The 19770-nt window shown below is 71.4% G+C and carries 16 protein-coding genes and 1 pseudogene; 11 read left to right on the forward strand and 6 right to left on the reverse strand.

Annotated features, from left to right (window positions below):
• The first annotated feature begins 167 nt into the window (after positions 1-167).
• The 7 genes from KSO97_RS00750 (at position 168) to KSO97_RS00780 (ending at position 8440) form a co-directional block, all read left to right on the forward strand.
• Complete coding sequence (locus tag KSO97_RS00750; RefSeq protein ID WP_232675875.1) at positions 168-1211, forward strand: hypothetical protein; 1044 nt, start codon at positions 168-170, stop codon at positions 1209-1211.
• On the forward strand, positions 1208-3085 hold the full coding sequence (locus KSO97_RS00755; RefSeq protein WP_232675876.1) for a hypothetical protein: 1878 nt from the start codon (positions 1208-1210) through the stop codon (positions 3083-3085). The genes KSO97_RS00750 and KSO97_RS00755 overlap by 4 nt, the downstream gene beginning before the upstream one ends.
• A complete protein-coding gene (locus KSO97_RS00760; protein ID WP_232675878.1) occupies positions 3082-4881 on the forward strand; it encodes a hypothetical protein in 1800 nt (599 codons plus the stop codon). Before KSO97_RS00755 ends, KSO97_RS00760 begins: the two co-directional genes overlap by 4 nt.
• Positions 4882-4924: 43 nt before the next feature.
• A complete protein-coding gene (locus KSO97_RS00765) occupies positions 4925-5050 on the forward strand; it encodes a DUF2613 family protein (RefSeq protein WP_232675880.1) in 126 nt (41 codons plus the stop codon).
• 159 nt (positions 5051-5209) lie between these two features.
• Positions 5210-5992, forward strand: coding sequence for a glycosyltransferase (locus KSO97_RS00770; protein WP_232675882.1), 783 nt, complete (start codon positions 5210-5212; stop codon positions 5990-5992).
• A 3-nt stretch (positions 5993-5995) separates the two neighbouring features.
• Positions 5996-7342 carry a glycosyltransferase family 4 protein gene (locus KSO97_RS00775; protein ID WP_232675883.1) on the forward strand — a complete coding sequence of 449 codons (1347 nt, stop codon included), beginning with the start codon at positions 5996-5998 and terminating at the stop codon, positions 7340-7342.
• Positions 7343-7390: 48 nt separating this feature from the next.
• The gene (locus KSO97_RS00780; protein WP_232675884.1) at positions 7391-8440 is read left to right on the forward strand and encodes a DUF3068 domain-containing protein; all 1050 of its coding nucleotides are present in this window, start codon (positions 7391-7393) and stop codon (positions 8438-8440) included.
• 51 nt (positions 8441-8491) lie between these two features.
• Here the strand turns inward: KSO97_RS00780 and KSO97_RS00785 are convergent, their stop codons facing one another.
• The 3 genes from KSO97_RS00785 to KSO97_RS00795 are packed head-to-tail and all read right to left on the reverse strand — an operon-like array spanning position 8492 to position 11185.
• Entirely contained in the window at positions 8492-9574 is a 1083-nt protein-coding gene (locus tag KSO97_RS00785) for a hypothetical protein (protein WP_232675885.1), read from the reverse strand.
• Positions 9575-9586: 12 nt separating this feature from the next.
• A complete protein-coding gene (locus KSO97_RS00790; RefSeq protein WP_232675886.1) occupies positions 9587-10282 on the reverse strand; it encodes a bifunctional 2-polyprenyl-6-hydroxyphenol methylase/3-demethylubiquinol 3-O-methyltransferase UbiG in 696 nt (231 codons plus the stop codon).
• A 9-nt stretch (positions 10283-10291) separates the two neighbouring features.
• Positions 10292-11185 carry a class I SAM-dependent methyltransferase gene (locus KSO97_RS00795; RefSeq protein WP_232675887.1) on the reverse strand — a complete coding sequence of 298 codons (894 nt, stop codon included), beginning with the start codon at positions 11183-11185 and terminating at the stop codon, positions 10292-10294.
• A gap of 28 nt (positions 11186-11213) precedes the next feature.
• On the opposite strand from KSO97_RS00795, the pseudogene KSO97_RS00800 reads away from it, so the two are divergent.
• Positions 11214-12101: pseudogene (locus tag KSO97_RS00800) on the forward strand (phosphotransferase family protein).
• A gap of 165 nt (positions 12102-12266) precedes the next feature.
• Entirely contained in the window at positions 12267-13742 is a 1476-nt protein-coding gene (gene rpsA / locus KSO97_RS00805) for a 30S ribosomal protein S1 (protein ID WP_232675888.1), read from the forward strand.
• 143 nt (positions 13743-13885) lie between these two features.
• On the opposite strand, the gene KSO97_RS00810 is transcribed toward rpsA, so the two are convergent.
• Positions 13886-14032 (reverse strand): hypothetical protein, encoded by a 147-nt coding sequence (locus tag KSO97_RS00810; protein ID WP_232675889.1) that lies wholly within the window; start codon positions 14030-14032, stop codon positions 13886-13888.
• Positions 14033-14125: 93 nt separating this feature from the next.
• Between KSO97_RS00810 and KSO97_RS00815 the strand changes: the two genes are divergently transcribed.
• Positions 14126-15070 carry a GlxA family transcriptional regulator gene (locus KSO97_RS00815; protein ID WP_232675890.1) on the forward strand — a complete coding sequence of 315 codons (945 nt, stop codon included), beginning with the start codon at positions 14126-14128 and terminating at the stop codon, positions 15068-15070.
• A gap of 99 nt (positions 15071-15169) precedes the next feature.
• Here the strand turns inward: KSO97_RS00815 and KSO97_RS00820 are convergent, their stop codons facing one another.
• Positions 15170-16999, reverse strand: coding sequence for a phosphoenolpyruvate carboxykinase (GTP) (locus KSO97_RS00820; RefSeq protein WP_232675891.1), 1830 nt, complete (start codon positions 16997-16999; stop codon positions 15170-15172).
• A 154-nt stretch (positions 17000-17153) separates the two neighbouring features.
• Between KSO97_RS00820 and KSO97_RS00825 the strand changes: the two genes are divergently transcribed.
• Positions 17154-17477, forward strand: coding sequence for a helix-turn-helix transcriptional regulator (locus KSO97_RS00825; RefSeq protein WP_232675892.1), 324 nt, complete (start codon positions 17154-17156; stop codon positions 17475-17477).
• Positions 17478-17501: 24 nt separating this feature from the next.
• Here the strand turns inward: KSO97_RS00825 and KSO97_RS00830 are convergent, their stop codons facing one another.
• The gene (locus tag KSO97_RS00830) at positions 17502-19730 is read right to left on the reverse strand and encodes a glycogen-debranching protein (protein ID WP_232675893.1); all 2229 of its coding nucleotides are present in this window, start codon (positions 19728-19730) and stop codon (positions 17502-17504) included.
• Between the last annotated feature and the right edge of the window lie 40 nt (positions 19731-19770).

Here is a 19770-nt window from a genome sequence, read left to right on the forward strand (position 1 = left end):
CCCTCTGGGGGGGCCCCCCCCCCCCCACCCCCCCCCCCCCCGGGACCCCCGCGGCCCCCGCCGCCCCGGCGACAGCCGTGGTGAGGGCAGGTGACCGGACCCGGACCGTCTCGCTGACGCCCGGTGTCACGTCCACCTTCGCGCCGCTTCGTGCTCGACGGATCAGCGTGGCCTTCGACGAAGCACCCGGGCGTCGTCGCGTCGAGGTGGCGGAGATGGTGCTCGGCGGCGTGGGCCTGACACGGCCCTTCTACGCCGACACCCGCACGGGAGCCGTCTGTGGTCTCGGCCCCAACCTGGAGATCGCGGGCACCCGCGTGCGGACGCGCGTGATCGGCACGATGGGCGACGTCGTCAACGGCAGCCCCCTGCGACTCCAGGCGTGCGGGGCGGTCGACGTCCCGGCCGGTGAGCACCTGTGGGCGGCCCCGCCGACGCGGGAGTTCCAGGTGGTGCAGTTGACGGCGCGGCCGGTGTCGGAGCACCCGAAGGGCCCCACGGGCGACGAAGCGTCCGAAGCCGTCCGTGCCGTCGCGATCCAGAATTGGGGTGCCAGCGACCGCCAGGTGAGGGTCGGAGCGGGCCCCGCCTCGTTGCTCCATCTCCCCGAGAACTTCAACGCCGGCTGGGTGGCCACGACGGACGCGGGCGAGCTCGAGCCGATCCGGGTCGACGGCTGGCAGCAGGCCTGGCGGTTGCCGGCCTCCTCGGCGCCGGTCGAGGTCGATCTGACGTACCGGCCGCAGCGGACCTACGACGTGCTGCTGCCCGTGGGGCTCGCCGTCAGCGGTGTCGTGCTGCTCGCCGGCTTGGTCGCACTCGTGCTCGGCCGGCGACGTCGCCCCGCGGTGCCCTTCGAGACCGAGCGGGTAGCGCCGCTCGCGGCGTCGCCGCGATCACGTGGCCGGCAGCTCGCCCTGACCACGGCCGCACTGGTCGCGAGCGGCGTGCTGCTCGGCCCGGCGGCGACCGCCGGCCTGGTCCTCGGCTGGTGGGCGGTGGGACGCCGGGCGTTCGCGACGTCGGGGGCGATGATGGTGGCAGGCCTCGCCGGTGGGCTCCTCGTGACCCCCGCGGTGGTCGACGTCGCCTGGGACCCCGCCGCCGGGCGAGGCGCGGGTGACCTCGCGGCCGCGCTCGCCGTCGGCATCGCGCTCGGGGTGATCGCGCGGGCGCCCGCGCCCGACGTCGGACTGGAGGCCGCGCCATGACGGCCACGTCCGCGGCGCTGGTCGCCGGCCCGTCGGCGCTGCGCAGGTTCCTCGCACCGTGGTGGAGTCGTCATGGTGTCGCCGCCGCGCTGGTCGTGGTGACGACGGCGATCTGGCGGGGCGTTCTGCTCGCGGGGTCCTACTTCAACCAGGACGACTTCTATCTCAGCGGGCGCGCCTTCCGTTCCGACGTCACGGTCGAGTTCCTGCTGCGTGACACCGCCGGGCACGTCAACCCGTTCCAACAGCTGGCCTATGCGGCCCTCGCGCATCTGGCGCCCTACGACTGGGGTCTGGTCGCCGCCTTCGTGCTCGCGCTCCAGGTCGGCGCGATCGTGGTCATGTGGCACCTGCTGTGCCGCCTCCTGCCGGGTCGCTGGGTGGCCGTCGCGATGCTCGCCGTCTTCGCGTGGTCACCGCTGACCCTGGCGACCACGCTGTGGTGGAGCGCCGCGATGGGTCTGTGGCCGCACGTGATCTGTTCGCTGCTCGCGGTGCTCTTCCTGGTGCGCGAGCACCAGGGCGTCGGTCGGCGGGCAGCCAACCACGCCGCGATCCTCGCCGCGATCGTCGTGGGACTGCTCTGGCACGAACGTGCTGTGCTGATCCCGCCGGTGGTGGCCGCGGTCGCGGTCGCGATGGAGGACGTGAGCGCCCGATCGGGTTGGCGCTCGGGGTGGCGGCGTCTCCGGGGGGCGTGGCGCCGTCACCGGCCGCTGTGGATCGTGGCGGCGCTGGTGGTGGTCGGCTATCTGATCGCCCACTCGCAGCTGACCACGGTCGAGGGCGGCGGCGGAGACCTCGGTGCGTCGCTCTCCATCAGCTGGGCATTCGTCGGGGAGAACGTCGTGCCCGGGCTCGCCGGCGGGCCGTGGGTGGCCGAGGTCGACGGCGGCGCGGTCCAGCCCGCGGTGGCGGTCACGGTGGTGTCATCGGTGCTTGCCGTCGCGCTCGCGGGGCTGCTCCTGTGGCGCGGTGGTCCCGCCCGACGATGGGCGCTGGCGTTCTTCGTGGCCTATGTCCTGGCCGACCTGGCCCTGGTGCTCGCGGGGCGCGGCGGGTTCGGCCGGGTCATCGGTCTGGATCCCCGCTACTCCTCCGACGTCGTGCACGCGGCCGTGCTGTTCGCAGCCGTGGCTCTGCGGGGTGCGCCCTCGCGCTACGGGCTCGGCGTGGATGCGCGGCGCTGGGCCCTGGTCCGCACCATGACCGTCGGGAGCGGCGTCGCTCTGTACGCCGCCGGATCGGCACTCGGTACCGCCGTCCTGGTGCCGCACTTCCAGAACCCGCTCGACCGCGAGTACCTGACGACGTTCCGAGCCGAGCTCGCCCGCGACCCCCACCAGGTGGTGCTCGACGAACTGGCTCCGGCCGAGATCGTGCTGCCGCTCGTCGGCGAGGACTCGCTCCTCTCGCGCATCCTCGGGCCCTTGCCTGAGGAGCCGGTCTTCGATCAGCCGTCGGCGCGGCTGCGTCAGGTCACCGACGAGGGGAACCTCGTCGTCGTCGAGCTCGACGGAGCCATCCCCGCGCGCCCCGGCCCCGTCGAGGGGTGCGGCTACGTGGTCGACGCGGATGGCACACGGGTGCCGATGGCCGCTCCGCTCGCGGGGCGAGTCGTCATCCGGGCCGGCTACTTCACCGACCGGGAGTCGACCGTCGAGGTGAGCGCGGGCACCTGGTCGGCGGAGTTCCTCGCCCGCGTCGGACCCAACGAGATCTGGTGGGTGCTCCCGGACCTCGAGATGCCGATCGGCAGCGTCCGCCTGCGGGTCCTCCCCGGGCCGGACGACGCCGATGAGTCGGACGAGGGCGCCCCGACCCTGTGTGTGACGGCCCTCGAAGCGGGACTACCCGCGGTGGGCGACCGGTGAGCCTTCGCGCGGGATCGCTCCGCCGCCGGCCCTGGCACGCCGATCTGCTGGTCGGCGCGGTCGTGGCGCTCGCCGTGTTCGGCCCGCTGCTGACCTCGACGGGCTACTGGCTCGTGGGTGACATGGTGTTCGTTCCCCGCCAGCCGTGGAAGCCGGAGTGGCTGGGGCTCGACGGCGCCCTGCCGCGCGCTGTCCCGATGGACGCACTGATCTCGGCCGCGACCCAGGTCCTGCCCGGCTGGGTGGTGCAGCGGGTGCTGCTGATCGGGGGATTCCTCGTCGGCGCGCTCGGTGTCGGGCGACTCGTCGCCGACGCCCCGTGGTACGCCCGTGCCGCGGGGATCACGATCTTCCTTTGGAACCCGTGGGTGCACGACCATCTGCAGATCGGTCAGTGGGCGATCCTGTCGGGCTATCTGGTGCTGCCGTGGGTCGCACTGGCCGCGCGCGGCCTGCGTGCCGACGCGCGCCGTGCCTGGCCGACGTCGGTGCTCGTGCTGACGGCTGCGGCGGTGTGCAGTCCCTCGAGCGGGATCACCGCCGTGGCCGTGCTCGCCGTCCTCAGCGCCGCGGATCGGTGGCGTACCCGGCTGAGCAGGCTGGCCGTGGTCGGTGCTCTCGGTGTGCTCGCCAACCTGCCCTGGCTCGTGCCGGCCCTCGTCGCCACACCGGCGAGCGCCGGTTCCTCCGGCGCCTTCGACGTCTTCGCGGCCCGCGGCGAGTCCTCCCTGGGGGTGATCGCCAGCCTGTTCTCGCTCGGGGGCACGTGGAAGACCTCGATCGTCGCGGGTGAGCGCACCAGTGCCGTGATCGTCGTCGTCGCGGCTCTGCTCACTCTCGCCGCACTCGCCGGCCTGACGCGCCGTGCGCGCGCGGGAGCGCCGACGTCGCTGGAGGCGCGTCGGCTGGGATGGACCGCGCTCGGGGCGATCGTCGTCGCGGCCGCGGCGCCCCTCGGGGCGGACGGCGTGCTGGCCGGCCTTGCGGACGTCGTGCCCGGCGTCGCGATGCTCCGAGACTCCCATCGCTACCTGGCGCCCGCGGGTCTCGCGCTCGCCGTGGGAGCCGTCGAGGCGGTCACCTGGCTGCGGGCACGGGTCGCGCCGGGGCGGGAGGCTGTCTGGGCAGGGATCGTGGCAATGCTGCTCGCGCCCGTCGTCCTGCTACCGAGCCTGGCCTGGGGTGGCGCGGTCGCGGCCGATCGCGGGGGTTCCCTGCGTCCGGTGCACTACCCGGACTCCTGGTTCGAGGTGCGCGACCACCTCGAGGGCCAGCGCGCCGAGCTCGCTGACGATCCGGTCACGGTGGTGCTGCCGTGGAGCGGTGGCTACCGCGGCTTCGGCTGGAACCATGGACGCGCGGTGCTGGATCCCGCGCCGCGCTTCCTGCCCGGTCGCGTGCTGGTCGACGATCGGACGTTCGTCGACGGCGCCGCGGTGCCGGGGGAGGATCCGCGTCTCGACGCCGTCGTGACGGCGCTGGGTCACGAGGAACCGGCCGCGATGGTCGGCGCTCTCCGGGCGCTCGGCGTGACGGGGCTGCTCGTGGAGTCGGGGGAGGTCCCCGACGGCGTCTCCGAGCTCGGTTCGCGGTTGGTCTTCGGCGATGCCGCTGAGCCGCTCGTGCTCGTAGAACTGGCGCCGCTGCCTCGCGACGCCACCCGGATGGACACATTCACTAGTCATTCCGCGTCACCTGCGATGGTCGTCGGGGCAGACCTTCTCGTCGTGGCCACCGCACTCGTGTCAGGTGTGTTACACCTGACACGAGGGAGAACGCGTCGCCGCTTCGGGTGAGTGCGCGTTGCTGAGGTCTTGGGAGGGACTGAGCATCATGAACGTGGCCATTTCCGCAGTGGTGGGGGCCGTGCTGGCCACCGTCGCACTCATCGGCGGCGTCAACGCCGCCAAGGGTGATCAGAAGCCCGTCGCGCAGACCGAGCTGTACCAGTACTCGAGCCAGTAGTGCTCTGAGCGCTCGGCGACGAGCGAGGTGGTTCCGCGGAATCACCGAGGACACGGGCAACGACCGGGGAGGGTCGCTGTCTCGGTGTCGTGATCCCGGCGGGGGGCCGGGATCGGAGCTCACCTCGGTGAGCGCAGACGGAGCATGGGAGGGCCCCGGATGCTGCAGATCGTCATACCCGCCTTCAACGAGGAGGCGCGGCTGCCGCGCACGTTGCGCGAGCTGCGTCGCTACGTGCGCGAGAACCGTGCACTGCTCGGTGAGGTCGAGGTCATCGTCGTCGACAACGCCAGCACGGACGCGACCACTCAGGTCGCCCTGGCTGCGCACACCTCGGCCCTGCCGGTGCGCGTCGTGGCATGCCCGACGCGCGGCAAGGGAGCCGCCGTCGCCGCCGGGATCGCCGTCACGACGGCGCCTGTCGTCGGCTTCATGGACGCCGACGGAGCGACGCGACTCTCCGCGCTGGTCGAGGCCACGCGCCTGCTCGCGCTCGGTCACGACGTCGCCATCGGCTCGCGCGGCGCACACGGCGCCGTCGCCGAGGTGCGACACAGCCGGCTGCGCGAGTCGGGCGCCCACTGGTACCGCACCTGGGCGCAGCGGGTCGTTCCCGGCGTCAGCGACACGCAGTGCGGATTCAAGATCATGGACGGCGACCTCGCGCGCGAGGCCTGCGCGGAGCTGCGGACCCACGGGTTCTCCTTCGACGTCGAGCTGCTGGCGCGGCTGCGTCGCCGCGGCGCCCGGCTGGCCGAGTTCCCGGTGGAGTGGGCCGACGTGCCCGGATCCACCTTCGAGCCGCTGCGTCACGGAGCCGCCTCGTTCGTCGACCTGGCGCGCATCTCCTGGCGCCTGCGTGGCGCGACGGCCGTCGTCTCGGTGCCGCGGTTCGCGCCGGCGATCGCCTCGCCCGCACCCGCCGTCGCGGTGGAGGCCTGAGCGATGGCCCTCCACAGTGCGACCACCGACTCGCAGAACCGGCCGCTCCGCGCGGTCGTCGTGAACTGGCGCGACCTCGGCCACCGCCTGGCGGGCGGCTCGGAGCGCTACGCGTGGGAGAGCGCTCGTGCCCTGCGCGACGCCGGGGTGGCCGTCGAGTTCATCACCGCTCGTGACCGGGGCCAGTCCCGGAGCGAGGAGGTCGAGGGGATCGGGATCCGTCGAGGTGGCGGAGCCTTCGGCTTCTACCTCTTCGCGGCCTGGTCGTTGCTGACCCGGCGCCGTCGGCTCGACGTCGTCATCGACCCCGAGTGCGGGATCCCCGCCTTCTCGCCGCTCTTCGTCCGCCGCACCACCGCCGTCGTGCTCGTCGTCCACCACGTGCACCAGAAGCAGTTCGGCACCTACTTCCCCGCGCCGGTGGCCGCATTCGGCCGTTGGCTCGAGCGGGTGGCGATGCGTCGGGTCTACCGGGGACGACGCACGGTGGCGGTCTCGGAGTCGACGCGCCGCGAGATGCAGGGCCAGCTCGGCTGGACCGGCGAGATCGAGCTGCTGGCCAACGGTGCGGATGTGCCGTCGACCTCCACCGGACCCATCGCCCGCTCGACGTCTGCTGACCGGCTGGTGGTGCTGGGCCGGCTCGTGCCTCACAAGCGCGTCGACCTGGTGCTGCGTGCGGTGCGCGACCTCGCCGCCGAGCGCCCCGATCTCCAGCTCGACGTCTGCGGCAAGGGGCCCGAGCAAGAGCGGCTCGAGCAGCTGGCGGCGACGTGGGGGATCGCCGACCGGGTCCGGTTCCACGGATACGTCGAGGACGCCGAGCTGGCCGAGATCCTCAGCCGCGCGACGCTGCACGTGTGCGCCTCCGACGTCGAGGGCTGGGGCCAGGTGGTCATCGACGTCGCCGCCCACGGCGTGCCCACCGTCGCGCGCGACGTGCCGGGACTGCGCGACTCCATCCGCGACGGGGAGACCGGCTTCCTCACCCCGGACGACGTCGACCCCGAGCGCACCGCCGAGCGCGTGACCGCCGCCATCGGTTCGGCGCTGACGACCCTGGAGTCGGCACCGCGACGCCGCGAGATCGCGGCCGCGTGCCGTCGCTGGGCGCAGGGATTCAGCTGGGCCCGCATGCACGCCGAGACCGTTGCGCTGGTCGCCGACGAGCTGGTCCGCCGGCGCGGCGCGGACGTCCACCCCGGTGCCCGACCACGGCATCGCGACCACGGCGTCGCCGTCGCCACGACCGACCGATCCGGCGATGGTGAGCAGATGCTCGCCGTCTCTCCGGTCGCCTGCCCCACCACCCGTCCCTCGACGCCGTCGAGCACGACCTGCGCGGCCTGACCGCGCGACCGACATCGATCCCACCGACGTGACCGAGAGGCCCACACCATGAGCGGAACCACCACCACCCGACCCCGGCCCGGAGCCGACAGCAACGAGAACGCCCGGCGTCCGGGCAGGCCCCGAGGTGTCCGGCGTGCCCTGGGCGTCGCCCTGGTCGGCCTCGGCGCCTTCCTGATCGTCGCCGCGGGGATGATCAAGTTCTACGCCTACCCGAACCTCGCCCAGGCGCCGACGAACTACGAGTCCGAGACGAACCTGGCCGGCCAGGACGTCACGGTCTTCAACAGCGACCCCGACGTGCTCGCGCCGATCGTGACCGACCTCGCGGTCAGCTCGCGCACGATCGCCGACTCCGGCGCGGACGCGCCCGACGGCGTCGTCGTCTGGGTCAACAGCGCCACGGTCACGATGGCCGACGGCACGGTGTTCCAACAGTCGACCGAGCGTGCCGCCTTCGATCGGGTCAGCGGTGCTGCGACCGAGCGCGCCGCCTCGTGCGAAGCGTGCGACTCCTGGGTCGAGGAGACCTACACCGACACCCAGGGCGAGGAGCAGCTGCGCCGGGAGAACATCACGCGTGGCGGTCAGATCTACAAGTTCCCCTTCGACACGCAGAAGAAGGACTACCTGCAGTGGGACGGCACCCTCGGTGAGGCGACGACGGCGAGGTTCGACGGCGTCACGTCCATCGACGGCTTGAAGGTCTACCGGTTCGTGCAGGAGATCCCCAGCGAGGTCGTCGACCAGCGCGAGGTGCCCGGCTCGCTCTTCGGTTCCGAGGAGGCCTCGGTGACCGCGGACGTCAACTACGCGATGACGCGCACCCTCTACATCGAGCCGACGACCGGTGCGCCGGTGAACCGGGTCGAGGACCGCATCCAGACCATGAGCTACCGGGGCACCACGATCGACCTCTTCGTCGGCACCGTCGCCTACACCAGCGACCAGGTCGCCGAGCTCGTCGAGGACGTCAAGGGCACGGCGCCGATGCTCGCCGGCATGCAGGGGACCTTCCCGTTGCTGGCACTGCTCCTCGGCGTCGCGAGTGTGGCCGGCGGACTGTGGCTGCGCCGTGGGGGCCGCGCAACGGTCTGACCGCCACGTGGTGGGTCGGCGGCACGCCGGCCCACCACAACCTCGACCCGGTCAGCGTGGTCCCACGTCGTCCAGGTGGTCGACGATCGTGCCCAGCAGCGAGGCCAGGGTCTTCCTCGACCAGTCCCGGCCTCGTCCGCGCAGCGTCACCACCGTGACGCCGCCATGAGTGACCGCTCCGAGCGAGAGCCCGGTGCCGCCCGCGGAGACCGGGTAGAACGCGAGTGCACCGGACGTCGTCAGGCCCGGCGCCTCGACGCGTCCCAGGTGCGAGACCAACAGCGTGGACCCGAGTCGACGCCGCAGTGCGCGAAGCGCCAGCCCGACAGCCAGTCCGCCCAGTGCGCCGGAGGCACTCGGCGCCGGCTCCGTCGCGCCCTCCCGCAGGCGGTGGGTGACCTCGTCGCGTTCCATGGTCTCGGCGTCGGTGATCCGGATCAGAGCGCTCCGGTCGCGCAGGACCGCGCCGGGGCGCTCGCGAGCGACGCCGACTGCGATCGCCACCCGGCGGCCGGCCCGACCGTTGCGCTCGTTGTGCTCGCGCACACCCGCGGCGGCCGCAACGATCAGATCGGCCGTACCCGGTGCGGTACCGGGACCGTGTGGCACCGGCACCGACACGACGATGTCGCCGGTCGAGACGACGGCCGGCGCCGTGGTGCCGCGCGCCACGCCGGCGGGCGGGCGGAGTACCGCCTCGCGCAGACGCCGGACGGCAGCTCCGCCGAAGGTGCCGGTGTCGGCACGTTCGCCCACCCCGCGCGCTGACGAGGCAGCTCCACCGTCGACGAGCGTGCCGAGCGCCGCGAGGATCGCCAGTCCGTCGAGGTCGGCGTGGTCGGCCGAGAGCATCAGCAGATCCCCGATGCAGCCCACGACGACCGGTGCCCCACGCACCTCGCCCAGGTCGCGCAGCAGCTCGGACTCCTCCTGCTCGCGAGCCGAGCCAACCGAGGCACGCGCGAGCAGCGACGGTGGTGCACCCCATGCCTGGTCGCGGTAGAGCTCGGTGAGGCGGAGCCGGACGTGGTCGGCGTCGACGGGGGAGGGGAGTCTCGCCGTGAGCAGGATCCGCCACGCGATGCTCGAGTCGGCGACCCGGTCCCGCCGGGCGGGTGGGGAGGGAGACGCCACCGGCGCGTGGCTTCAGCGCTTGACGGCGCGGACGACCAGGCTCACGCCGGGAAGCCGCTTCACCGGGAGCACCCGCTCGGCCACGACGACCGCGCGCAGTCCGGCGTTGAGCACCGGGTTCACCTGCTCCATCTCGCTCTCGCTGACGTTGCTCCGGCGGCGCATCCGTACGACAGGGCGCAGGAGCACGTTCCACGACCGGACGTCGACGATGTCGAATCCCGCGCCGGTGACCCGTTCGACGAGCTCGTCCCGCTCGTAGCGGCGCACGTGCCCGACGGCGAGGTCGTGTCCGCTCCACAGCTTCATGCTGCAGGGCACGGCGACCAGGAGGCGTCCGCCGGGACGCAGCACGCGCGCGCTCTCTCGGGCGACGGCCTCGTCGTCATCGATGTGCTCCCACATGTCGGTCGACATGACCAGGTCGAAGCTCGCGTCGGCGAAGGGAAGGCGGCGGGAGTCGCCGCGCACGACCTGGATCCCGCGGCTCGTCGCCAGACTCGCCGCCGTGGGGCTGTACTCCAGTCCGGTGGTCTGCCAGCCCAGGTCGCGCAGCACCGCGGTGTTGCCGCCGCCGCCGCACCCGACGTCGAGCGCGCGCCCTGCGGCCACGGGAGCCACCAGGCGACGCACCATCGCGCGACGCTCGGCGTACCACCAGTGCCGATCCTCCAGGGCACCCGCCTTGCGGATCTCCGACTCGTCCACGTGGTCAACCTACGCGGTGGGCCCGGACTCTCGAGGCGCGGAGGCCGGTGCATGGGCGAGTCGGTCGGCCGCGAAGATCGCGGTCCCCGGCGTCAGCCGTCCACGGGTGGCCGACCAGCCGCCCCAGAGTCGGTCGTGACCGTCGGGCCATTCCGGTTCCAGGAGCGCTGTGATCACGAAGCCGGCGCCCGCGAGCAGAGCCACCCAGTCGCCGAGGGTGCGATGGTGCTCGACATAGGCCACCTCGCCGGTCTCGTCCTCGACCTCGACGTAGGGCGTGCGATCCCAGTACGACTGGCTCGCGAGCAGTCCCTCGGCGGTCGGGTCGTCGGGGAACATCCAGCGCGTGGGGTGGGTGATGGAGAAGGCGAAGCGCCCCCCGGGGCGCAAGACCCGAGCGGCCTCGGCGACGGCCAGGTCGATGTCGTGCACGAACTGCAGGGCCCCGAAGCTGGAGAAGACCACGTCGAAGGAGTCGTCCCGGAAGGGCAGGTGGGTCGCGGTGCCGAGCACCGACGGCACGGCGATGCCGGTCGACTCATCGATGCGTCGGGCGTGCTGCAGCTGTCGGAACGACAGGTCGAGCCCGTACCCACGCCCGCCCTGCGCGGTGATCCATCGCGAGCACTGACCGGCCCCGGAGCCGACCTCGAGCACGTCGCGCCCGCGCACGTCGCCCAGCACGCCGGCCTCCTGCTCGGTCAGGCCCTCAGGACCCCACACGAACCCGACGTCGCCGAGGAACTCGCCGTGGGTGGACTGGTACTCGTCGGCGTAGCGGTCCCAGTCGGGGCCATTGGCGCGTCGCGACTCCTCCTCGCCCACCGGGCGCCGGTGCGATGTCACCGCCGGATGCGGCCAGTGCTCCTGGACCGGGTCGGGAGCAGCCGCCTGTTCTGCCACGCACGGCACCGTACGGCACGCTGGGAGCATGCTGGAGGGCACCGACTTCGTGGCGATCAGCCCGCTCGAGGGCGGGTGGTCCGGCGAGACCTACCTCGCCGAGCTCGCGACCGGCGATCGGGTCGTGGTCCGGATCCATGTCCGCAGGCCCGGCCGGGCCGAGGTCGACGCCGCGCTGCTACGGCTCGTGCGCGGTCTGGTGCCGGTGCCGGAGGTCCTCGACGTACGTCGCGCCGACGCCGCGACCGGGACGCCCGCGCTGCTCGTCACCGAGTTCGTCGACGGCGTCAGGGGCGACCTGCTGCTGCCGACCCTCGACGCTGCGGGCCGAGCGCGGATGGGGCGTGCGCTCGGCGAGGTCGCGGCGACACTGGCCGGGATGCCGCTCCTGAACGCCGGAGCGTTCGTCGATGCCACGCTGGACGTGCAGCCGTGGGACCTGCCCGACGGGTTGCCTGGATTCCTGGACGCCCATGAGCTGCCGGAGTGGACGGCGGGGGAGCGCCGTCGTCTGCGTGCCCTCGCCTAGGACTTCCAGGACCTTCTCGACACCGTGCGCCGCGTGAGTCTGGTGCACAGCGACCTCAACCCCAAGAACGTCCTGCTCGATCCGGACACGTTGCAGGTCACCGCGGTGCTCGACTGGGAGTTCTCCCACGCCGGGAACCCGTTCACCGACCTGGGGAACCTGGTGCGGTTCGAGCGAGATCGGCACTACCTCGACGCCGTTCTGGGGGCGTACGGCGAACGTCACGGTGTCGGGCGCGAGGTGGCAGGGAGGCTGGCGCTCGCCGCGGACCTGTGGGCTCTGATCGAGTTGGCGTCGCGCCGCGACGCCAACCCCGTGGCCGCCCGCGCCCATGGCCTCCTCCGGGCCGGGCTCACCGAATGGACTGGGTCCGCACGCCGCGCGTAGAATCCACGGTTGCGCCAGTCGTCTGCCCGGATCCCATACGGAGCGGACCTCGGCTCGCTATCAGTGTCGGTCTCGCCGCGTTCTCGTCGGTGTTCTCGTCGGTAGTGAAAACAGGCGGTTGCGCGCGTCCACACGACATCTGCCCACCCGAGGATCCATTCCCTTATGACGAGCACCCTCTCCGCCCTCCCCGACTACGACGCGCCTCAGGTCGCGATCAACGACATCGGGTCCGAGGACGACTTCCTCGCCGCGATCGACGCGACGATCAAGTACTTCAACGACGGCGACATCGTCGACGGCACGATCGTGAAGGTCGACCGCGACGAGGTCCTGCTGGACATCGGCTACAAGACCGAGGGCGTCATCCCCTCGCGCGAGCTGTCGATCAAGCACGACGTCGACCCCAACGAGGTCGTCAAGGTCGGCGACCAGGTCGAGGCCCTCGTCCTCCAGAAGGAGGACAAGGAAGGCCGCCTGATCCTGTCCAAGAAGCGCGCCCAGTACGAGCGCGCCTGGGGCACCATCGAGCAGGTCAAGGAGGAGGACGGCGTCGTCGAGGGCACCGTCATCGAGGTCGTCAAGGGCGGTCTCATCCTCGACATCGGCCTGCGCGGCTTCCTGCCCGCCTCGCTGGTGGAGATGCGCCGCGTGCGCGACCTGCAGCCCTACGTCGGTCAGACGCTCGAGGCGAAGATCATCGAGCTCGACAAGAACCGCAACAACGTGGTGCTGTCGCGTCGTGCGTGGCTCGAGCAGACGCAGTCCGAGGTCCGCCACGGCTTCCTCACCCAGCTCCAGAAGGGCCAGATCCGCAAGGGTGTCGTGTCCTCGATCGTCAACTTCGGTGCGTTCGTCGACCTCGGCGGCGTCGACGGTCTGGTGCACGTGTCCGAGCTCTCGTGGAAGCACATCGACCACCCGAGCGAGGTCGTCACCGTCGGCGACGAGGTCACCGTGGAGGTGCTCGACGTCGACATGGACCGCGAGCGCGTCTCGCTGTCGCTCAAGGCCACGCAGGAAGACCCGTGGCAGCACTTCGCCCGCACCCACCAGATCGGCCAGATCGTGCCGGGCAAGGTCACCAAGCTGGTGCCCTTCGGCTCGTTCGTCCGTGTCGAGGAGGGCATCGAGGGTCTGGTGCACATCTCGGAGCTGGCCGAGCGCCACGTGGAGATCCCCGAGCAGGTCGTCCAGGTCGGCGACGATGTCATGGTCAAGATCATCGACATCGATCTCGAGCGTCGTCGCATCTCGCTCTCGCTCAAGCAGGCCAACGAGACCGCTGCTGCCGTGGACGTCGAGGAGTTCGACCCGACGCTGTACGGCATGACGGCGACCTACGACGACCAGGGCAACTACGTCTACCCCGAGGGCTTCGACCCCGAGACGGGCGAGTGGCTCGAGGGCTTCGACGACCAGCGCGCGACCTGGGAGGAGCAGTACGCCAAGGCGCACGCTCGCTGGGAGGCGCACGTCAAGCAGCAGGCCGAGGCCAAGCAGGCCGCGGCCGAGGCCGGCGAGGCCACCTCGTACTCCTCGGGCGGCGACGAGGCCGAGACCGAGGGTGACGGCGGTTCGCTCGCCAGCGACGAGGCCCTGCAGGCCCTGCGCGAGAAGCTCACCGGCGGCGGTGCCTGAGTCGTCACCGACGACGTGAGGCCGACGGCCCGGCTCCGATGAGCCGGTGTCGTCACCGCTGAACCACGAAACCGCCCCCGATGCCAGCGGCATCGGGGGCGGTTTCGGTTTCTGGTCGGCCTCGCGTAGGCGAGCGGGGTCGATCAACGACGGTGGATCGGCGGCGCGAACGCGTCGGGCCGGTGGGAGGCGGGAGGGGTCGCTCCCCGCCCGTCGCGGACGGCGGAGGAGATGCTGGCGGCTACGGCCCAGAGCGAGAGGCCGATGAGGAGGATCAGGAAGGAGGTCATGGCAGTAATCCTGCGCTCCACCTGTTCCTGCCGCGAGTGGCAGGAATGACATCTCTCGTCGATTTGCTGCCAAATCAGGCGTATGCTCGCACGATGCACAAGGTCGCAGTGGTCGTCGAGGACGGCGCGGAGCCATTCGGTCTCGGATCGCTGGTGGAGGTGTGGGGCGAGCCGGAGCATCCCGAGGATCGCACGCCCACCTTCGACTTCCAGGTCTGCACTCCGCGCCCGGGACGGGTGCGCGGCCGCTCGGACTTCGACCTGATCGTCGACCGTGGACTCGACGCTGCTGCGGACGCCGACCTGGTGTGCTTGGCGCCCAAGTACGGCTTCCTCGACCACGACCCCGCGGTGCTCGACCTCGTCCGGGCCAGCCACGACCGCGGCGCCTATCTCTACGCGCACTGCTCGGCCGCGTTCGTGCTGGCCGAGGCAGGCGTTCTCGACGGTCGGAGCGCCACGACGCACTGGCGTTTCACCGAGCGGATGGCGCGGATGTACCCCCGAGTCCGGGTCCAGCCCGACGTCCTCTACGTCCACGACGGAAGGGTCGTCACGGGCGCGGGTTCGGCCGCCGGCATCGACGCGTCGCTGCACTTGATGCGCGAGGAGTTCGGCGCCGCCGCCGCGGCCGCGACCGCGCGTCGGATCGTGGTGCCGCCGCATCGCGACGGCGGGCAGGCGCAGTACATCGCCCGCCAGGTGCCGGCGTGCGATGCCGAGACACTCGGCCCGCTGCTCGGATGGATCCTGCAGCACCTCGCCGAGGACCACGCGGTGGAGACCCTGGCCGAGCGTGCGCACATGTCGCCGCGAACCTTCGCGCGCCGCTTCCGTGATGAGACGGGAGCGACCCCGCACGCGTGGGTGAACGAGCAGCGGGTGCGCGCCGCGGAGGAGCTGCTGGAACGCACCGACCTCTCGATCGACCGGGTCGCTGCGGATGTCGGGTTCGGCACCGCCGCTACGCTGCGCCACCACTTCAGCCGCGTGCGCGGGGTCAGCCCGCAGGTCTACCGGCGCCAGTTCGCCTGCTGAGGCGACCACGGCGGTCGCTGGGCGACCGTCCAGCGACACGACGCCGACGGGGTGTCGTTCGTCCGCGGACGAACGACACCCCGTCAGTGTCGTGCTGGATCAGGCGTCGAGTTCGCCGGCGACCCGGCGGTGCGCCTCCCAGATGGCGTCGGGCAGGCCGTCGAACTGGTGCAGGTGCTTCTCGCGGTGACCCATCTCCTGCTTCCAGCGCTCGACGTCGATGGTCAGCACCGTGTCGAGGTCGGCGAGGGTCTGCTCGTCGAGACCGTCCAAAAGCAGCTCCTCGCGGGCGGGGATGACGCCGACGGGCGTCTGGACGCCGCTGACCTCGCCGTTCTGGTACTGCATGAGCCACACGAGCGGGCGCAGGTTCTCGCGGTAGCCCGGCCACAGGAAGCGGCCGTCGTCGCCGCGCTGGAACCAGTTCACGTGCGCGAAGATCGGCTTGGTCGTCGCGCGGCCGATGACCTCGAGCCAGTGCGCGGCGTAGTCGGCCTCGGAGTAGGACATGAACGGGCGCATCGACATCGGGTCGTAGCGGAGCACGCCCTCGAGGCCGTCGGCCGCGGCGGTCGCCTCGGCGCCGAGCGTGAGGCCGTCGTAGACGCCCTCGGCGATGTCGTCGATCGCACGGATCAGCGGCTCACGGTCGCGCGTGCGGCCACCGAAGATGATGCCGTGGATCTCGACGCCCGCGGGCTCCTCGAAGTCCTTGGCGACGTTCGGGACGTTGGCCAGAGTCGTGGTGAAGCGGCTGTTCGGGTGGGCCCACGGCGCGTCGGCCTCCTCGGGTGACCGGTCGGCGATGCGCTCGCCCTTCCAGTCCATCCAGCCGTCGAGGTCGGTCGGCTTGTCGCCGCGACCCTCCCACCAGACCTCCTCGAGCTTGTCGTTGTAGGCGACGTTGGTGAAGATCGCGCCGGTGCCGGGGACGATGGAGTCGATCGCGGTCGGGTTGGTGAGCTCGTTGGTGTCCTTGGCGACGCCGAAGACTCCGAACTCGGGGTTCATCCCGTAGAGCTTGCCGTCCTCGCCGACCCAGAGCCAGGCGATGTCGTCGCCGTAGAACTCCACGTAGTAGCGGTCGCCCAGTGCGTCGGGGGCCAGGGTCATCGCGAGGTTGGTCTTGCCCGAGGCCGAGGGGAAGCCGCCGCAGATGTGGTACTTGCGGCCGGTCTCCTTGTCGACGATGCCGAGCAGCATGAACTGCTCGACCAGGAAGCCGTTCTTCCAGCCGTCGAAGGAGCCCTGGCGCAGACCGTGGGCGATCTTGCCGAGCAGCGCGTTGCCGCCGTAGGAGGAACCGAAGTGGAGGATGGTGCGCTCGTCGGCGACGGTCACGAAGTAGCGCTTGTCGTCGGGCGTGCCCTGCCCGAGGTTCTCCAGGTCGCCGGTGACGTGGACGGCCTTGACGAAGGAGTCGCCGAGGTCGTTGATGAACTCGACGCCCACGCGGGCCATCCGGATCATCTGCAGCACGACGCTGCGGTTGTCGGTGAGCTCGACGCCCGCGGCGAACTTCTCCAGGGGCGAGCCCTGCGGCGCCATCAGGTAGGGGATGACGTACATCGTCTTGCCGGCCGACGCCCCGGTCATCAGCTCGATGAGCTTGGGCTTCATCTCCGCCGCAGGGCGCCAGTTGTTGTAGACGCCCTTGTCCGCCTCGTCGCTCGTGGCGACGATCGTGCGCTCTTCGGCGCGCGCGGTGTCCTTGAAATAGCTGCGCGAGTAGTAGCGCCCCTCGCCCGCGGGGAGCAGCTCGCCCGCCTCGAGAGACTCGGCGACCAGTCGCGCATCGTCGGCCGCGCTGACGACCTCGACGCGGTCGGCACCGGTGACGCCGGCCCAGTGGACGACGTAGTCACGTACGTCCGCGTTGGTCAGCCCTGCCTCGTCGAGCGCCTTCTTGACGTCGTCTGCGTCGAGCATGCTGTTGCTGGTCCTCTCCACCGTGGATGATTCCCCGCGCTCCAACGCGCGGGCGCCCCGACTCTACACAGATTGAATAGTTCTTCAATTCGTGTAGCGTGCTGTGCGACGCAATCGCGTCCGGGGGCAACCGACAGAGTAGGTGGTCGCGGCGATGAGCGTGCCGCTGTATCAAGCCAAGGCGGAGTTCTTCAAGACTCTCGGCCACCCCACGCGCATCCGCATCCTCGAGCTGCTCTCCGAGCGCGACCACGCCGTGCACGAGCTGCTGGAGCAGATCCCGGTCGAGGCCAGCAATCTGTCCCAGCAGTTGGCCGTCCTGCGGCGCACCTCGCTGGTGGTCTCGCGTCGCCAGGCCGGCGAGGTGATCTACACCGTCAGCGCCCCGGAGGTGCGCGACCTCCTCGTCGCCGCTCGCCGGATCCTCAGCGGCCTGATCCGGGTCGACGGCGACGGCGAGCAGTCCGCGGCGTCCTGACCCCGACGGCGCTCGGCGCTCTGATCAGGGCGAGGCGAGCTCACGCACGACGAGCACGCACGGCCCGGAGAGACGCACGGTCTCGCCGATGCGAAGGCGTGTGCCGACGGCGAGCTCGGGGTCGGTGGAGAGCACGACCTCCCCGGCGCTGACCCACGGATTCTGTGGCAGCACGACGTCGATCGCGTCGTGCCCGGCGTGGAACCACAGCGCGAACGAGGCGTCCATCTGCTGCTCGCCGCGAGGGCCGGGGGAGCGAAGCGGACTGCCGAGCACCCACATCGCCACCGTGCGGAGCGAGTCGTCGTGCCAATCGGCCTCGGTCATCTCCCGACCTGAAGGATGCACCCAGGTGAGGTCCTTGGGGCCGCCTTCGATGGTGGGTCGTCCCTCGAACCAGTGCCGCTGGCGCAGTGCCGGGTGGTCGCGGCGCAGCCGGAGCGCCGTCCGGGTGACCTCCGCGACGTCGTGCCATGCTCCGTCGTCGCTCCAGTCGACCCACGAGATCTCGTTGTCCTGGCAGTAGGCGTTGTTGTTGCCGCGCTGGGTGCGCCCGCGCTCGTCGCCGGCGGTCAGCATCGGCACACCGTTGGAGAGGCACAGCGTCGCCATCACGTTCGCAGCGGTCCGCCGGCGCCGCGCGACCACGTCGGGGTCGTCGGTCTCACCCTCGACGCCGTGGTTGTGCGACCTGTTGTCGTCGGTGCCGTCGCGGTTGTCCTCGCCGTTGGCCTCGTTGTGCTTGCGGTCGTAGCTGACCAGGTCGCGCAGGGTGAACCCGTCGTGGGCGGTGACGAAGTTGACCGAGGCGTAGGGCGAGCGGCCGTCGTCGGCATAGAGGTCGGAGGAGCCGGCCAGGCGGGTCGCGACGGTGCGGATTCCGTCGGAGTGTCCGCGCCAGAAGTCCCTGATGACGTCGCGGTACTGGTCGTTCCACTCCACCCACGGCGGTGGGCACCGACCGACCAGGTACCCGGTCATGGTCGCGTCCCACGGCTCGGCGATCAGTTTGACGCCACGGAGCACCGGGTCCTGGCCGATGGCCGTCATCAGATGGCAGCGCATGTCGACCTCGTGGTCGACCCGGGTCAGCGCCGAGAGCAGGTCGAACCGGAATCCGTCGACGTGCATCTCGGTCGCCCAGTACCGGAGGGAGTCCAGGATCAGTCGCAGCGCGAACGGGTTGTCGGCATCGACGGTGTTGCCGCAGCCGGTGGCGTCCCAGTACGCGTCCCACGGCGCGAGGGACCGGTCGTCCTCGGCGGCCGCGTCGGTCTCGGCGTCGGTGGGGGTGCCGACCTCGGTCGCGGGCGCCGGCCCGGTGGCGACGCGGGTGTAGAAGCCGGCGTCGTCCAGTCCGCGCATCGACAGCGTCGGTCCGAGCGGACCGGCCTCGGCGGTGTGGTTGTAGACGACGTCGAGGTAGACCTCGATGTCGGCGTCGTGGAACGCCTTGACCATCTGCTTGAACTCGACGACCTGCTGCCCGCGGTCACCGCTCGCGGAGTACTGGTGGTGGGGCGCGAAGTAGCCGATGGTGTTGTAGCCCCAGTAGTTGGTCAGCCCGCGTTCGACGACGCCGGGCTCCGAGACCGACTGGTGCACCGGCAGCAGCTCGACGGCGGTGACGCCGAGGTCGCGCAGGTAGTCGATCACCGCCGGAGTCGCGAGTCCGGCGTACGTGCCACGCAGGTGCTCGGGCACCAGGTCGTGGAGGGCGGTCATGCCCTTGACGTGCAACTCGTAGATGACCGTGTCGCGCCAGCGTTGGCGGCGTGGAGCGTCCTCGCCCCAGTCGAAGTTGTCCGGGCCGGTGACCACGCCGAGGGGGACCGAGCCGAGCGAATCGTGCTCGTCGCGCCGCTCGGCGTCGCCGAAGGCGTATCCATGCACCGGCTGGCCCGGGGTCAGCTCGCCGCTGACGGCGCGCGCGAACGGATCGAGCAGGATCTTGTGCGGGTTGAAGCGCAGCCCCTGCGTCGGCTCCCACGGACCGTCGACCCGGAATCCGTAGCGGACGCCGGGGGTGACGCCCGGGATCGCGCCGTGCCAGATGCCGAGGGTCTGCTCCCGCAGCCGGTAGCGCGACTCACCCCCGTCCTCGTCGATCAGGCACACCCAGCAGGCCTCCGCCCGAGGTGCGAAGACGGCGAAGTTGGTGGCGTCGGCGCGCCACGTGGCACCGAGCGGCTCCATCCGCCCCGGCCAGACGTCGGAGGCTTCACCGAGGGTGTTCCACACGCCGAGGGTCACGCCGGGAATGATAGGAGCGGCGTGTTACGACAACCGGTGC

This window comes from Nocardioides sp. R-C-SC26 (assembly GCF_021246465.1).
In the GTDB taxonomy this organism is placed as follows: domain Bacteria; phylum Actinomycetota; class Actinomycetes; order Propionibacteriales; family Nocardioidaceae; genus Nocardioides.

What these genes read in the sequence shown, in the direction of transcription:
- KSO97_RS00755 (WP_232675876.1), top strand. Translation starts at nt 1,208, where the DNA reads ATGACGGCCACGTCCGCGGCGCTGGTCGCCGGCCCGTCGGCGCTGCGC.
- KSO97_RS00770 (WP_232675882.1), top strand. Translation starts at nt 5,210, where the DNA reads ATGCTGCAGATCGTCATACCCGCCTTCAACGAGGAGGCGCGGCTGCCG.
- KSO97_RS00775 (WP_232675883.1), top strand. Translation starts at nt 5,996, where the DNA reads ATGGCCCTCCACAGTGCGACCACCGACTCGCAGAACCGGCCGCTCCGC.
- KSO97_RS00780 (WP_232675884.1), top strand. Translation starts at nt 7,391, where the DNA reads ATGAGCGGAACCACCACCACCCGACCCCGGCCCGGAGCCGACAGCAAC.
- rpsA (WP_232675888.1), top strand. Translation starts at nt 12,267, where the DNA reads ATGACGAGCACCCTCTCCGCCCTCCCCGACTACGACGCGCCTCAGGTC.
- KSO97_RS00810 (WP_232675889.1), bottom strand. Translation starts at nt 14,032, where the DNA reads ATGACCTCCTTCCTGATCCTCCTCATCGGCCTCTCGCTCTGGGCCGTA.
- KSO97_RS00815 (WP_232675890.1), top strand. Translation starts at nt 14,126, where the DNA reads ATGCACAAGGTCGCAGTGGTCGTCGAGGACGGCGCGGAGCCATTCGGT.
- KSO97_RS00820 (WP_232675891.1), bottom strand. Translation starts at nt 16,999, where the DNA reads ATGCTCGACGCAGACGACGTCAAGAAGGCGCTCGACGAGGCAGGGCTG.
- KSO97_RS00825 (WP_232675892.1), top strand. Translation starts at nt 17,154, where the DNA reads ATGAGCGTGCCGCTGTATCAAGCCAAGGCGGAGTTCTTCAAGACTCTC.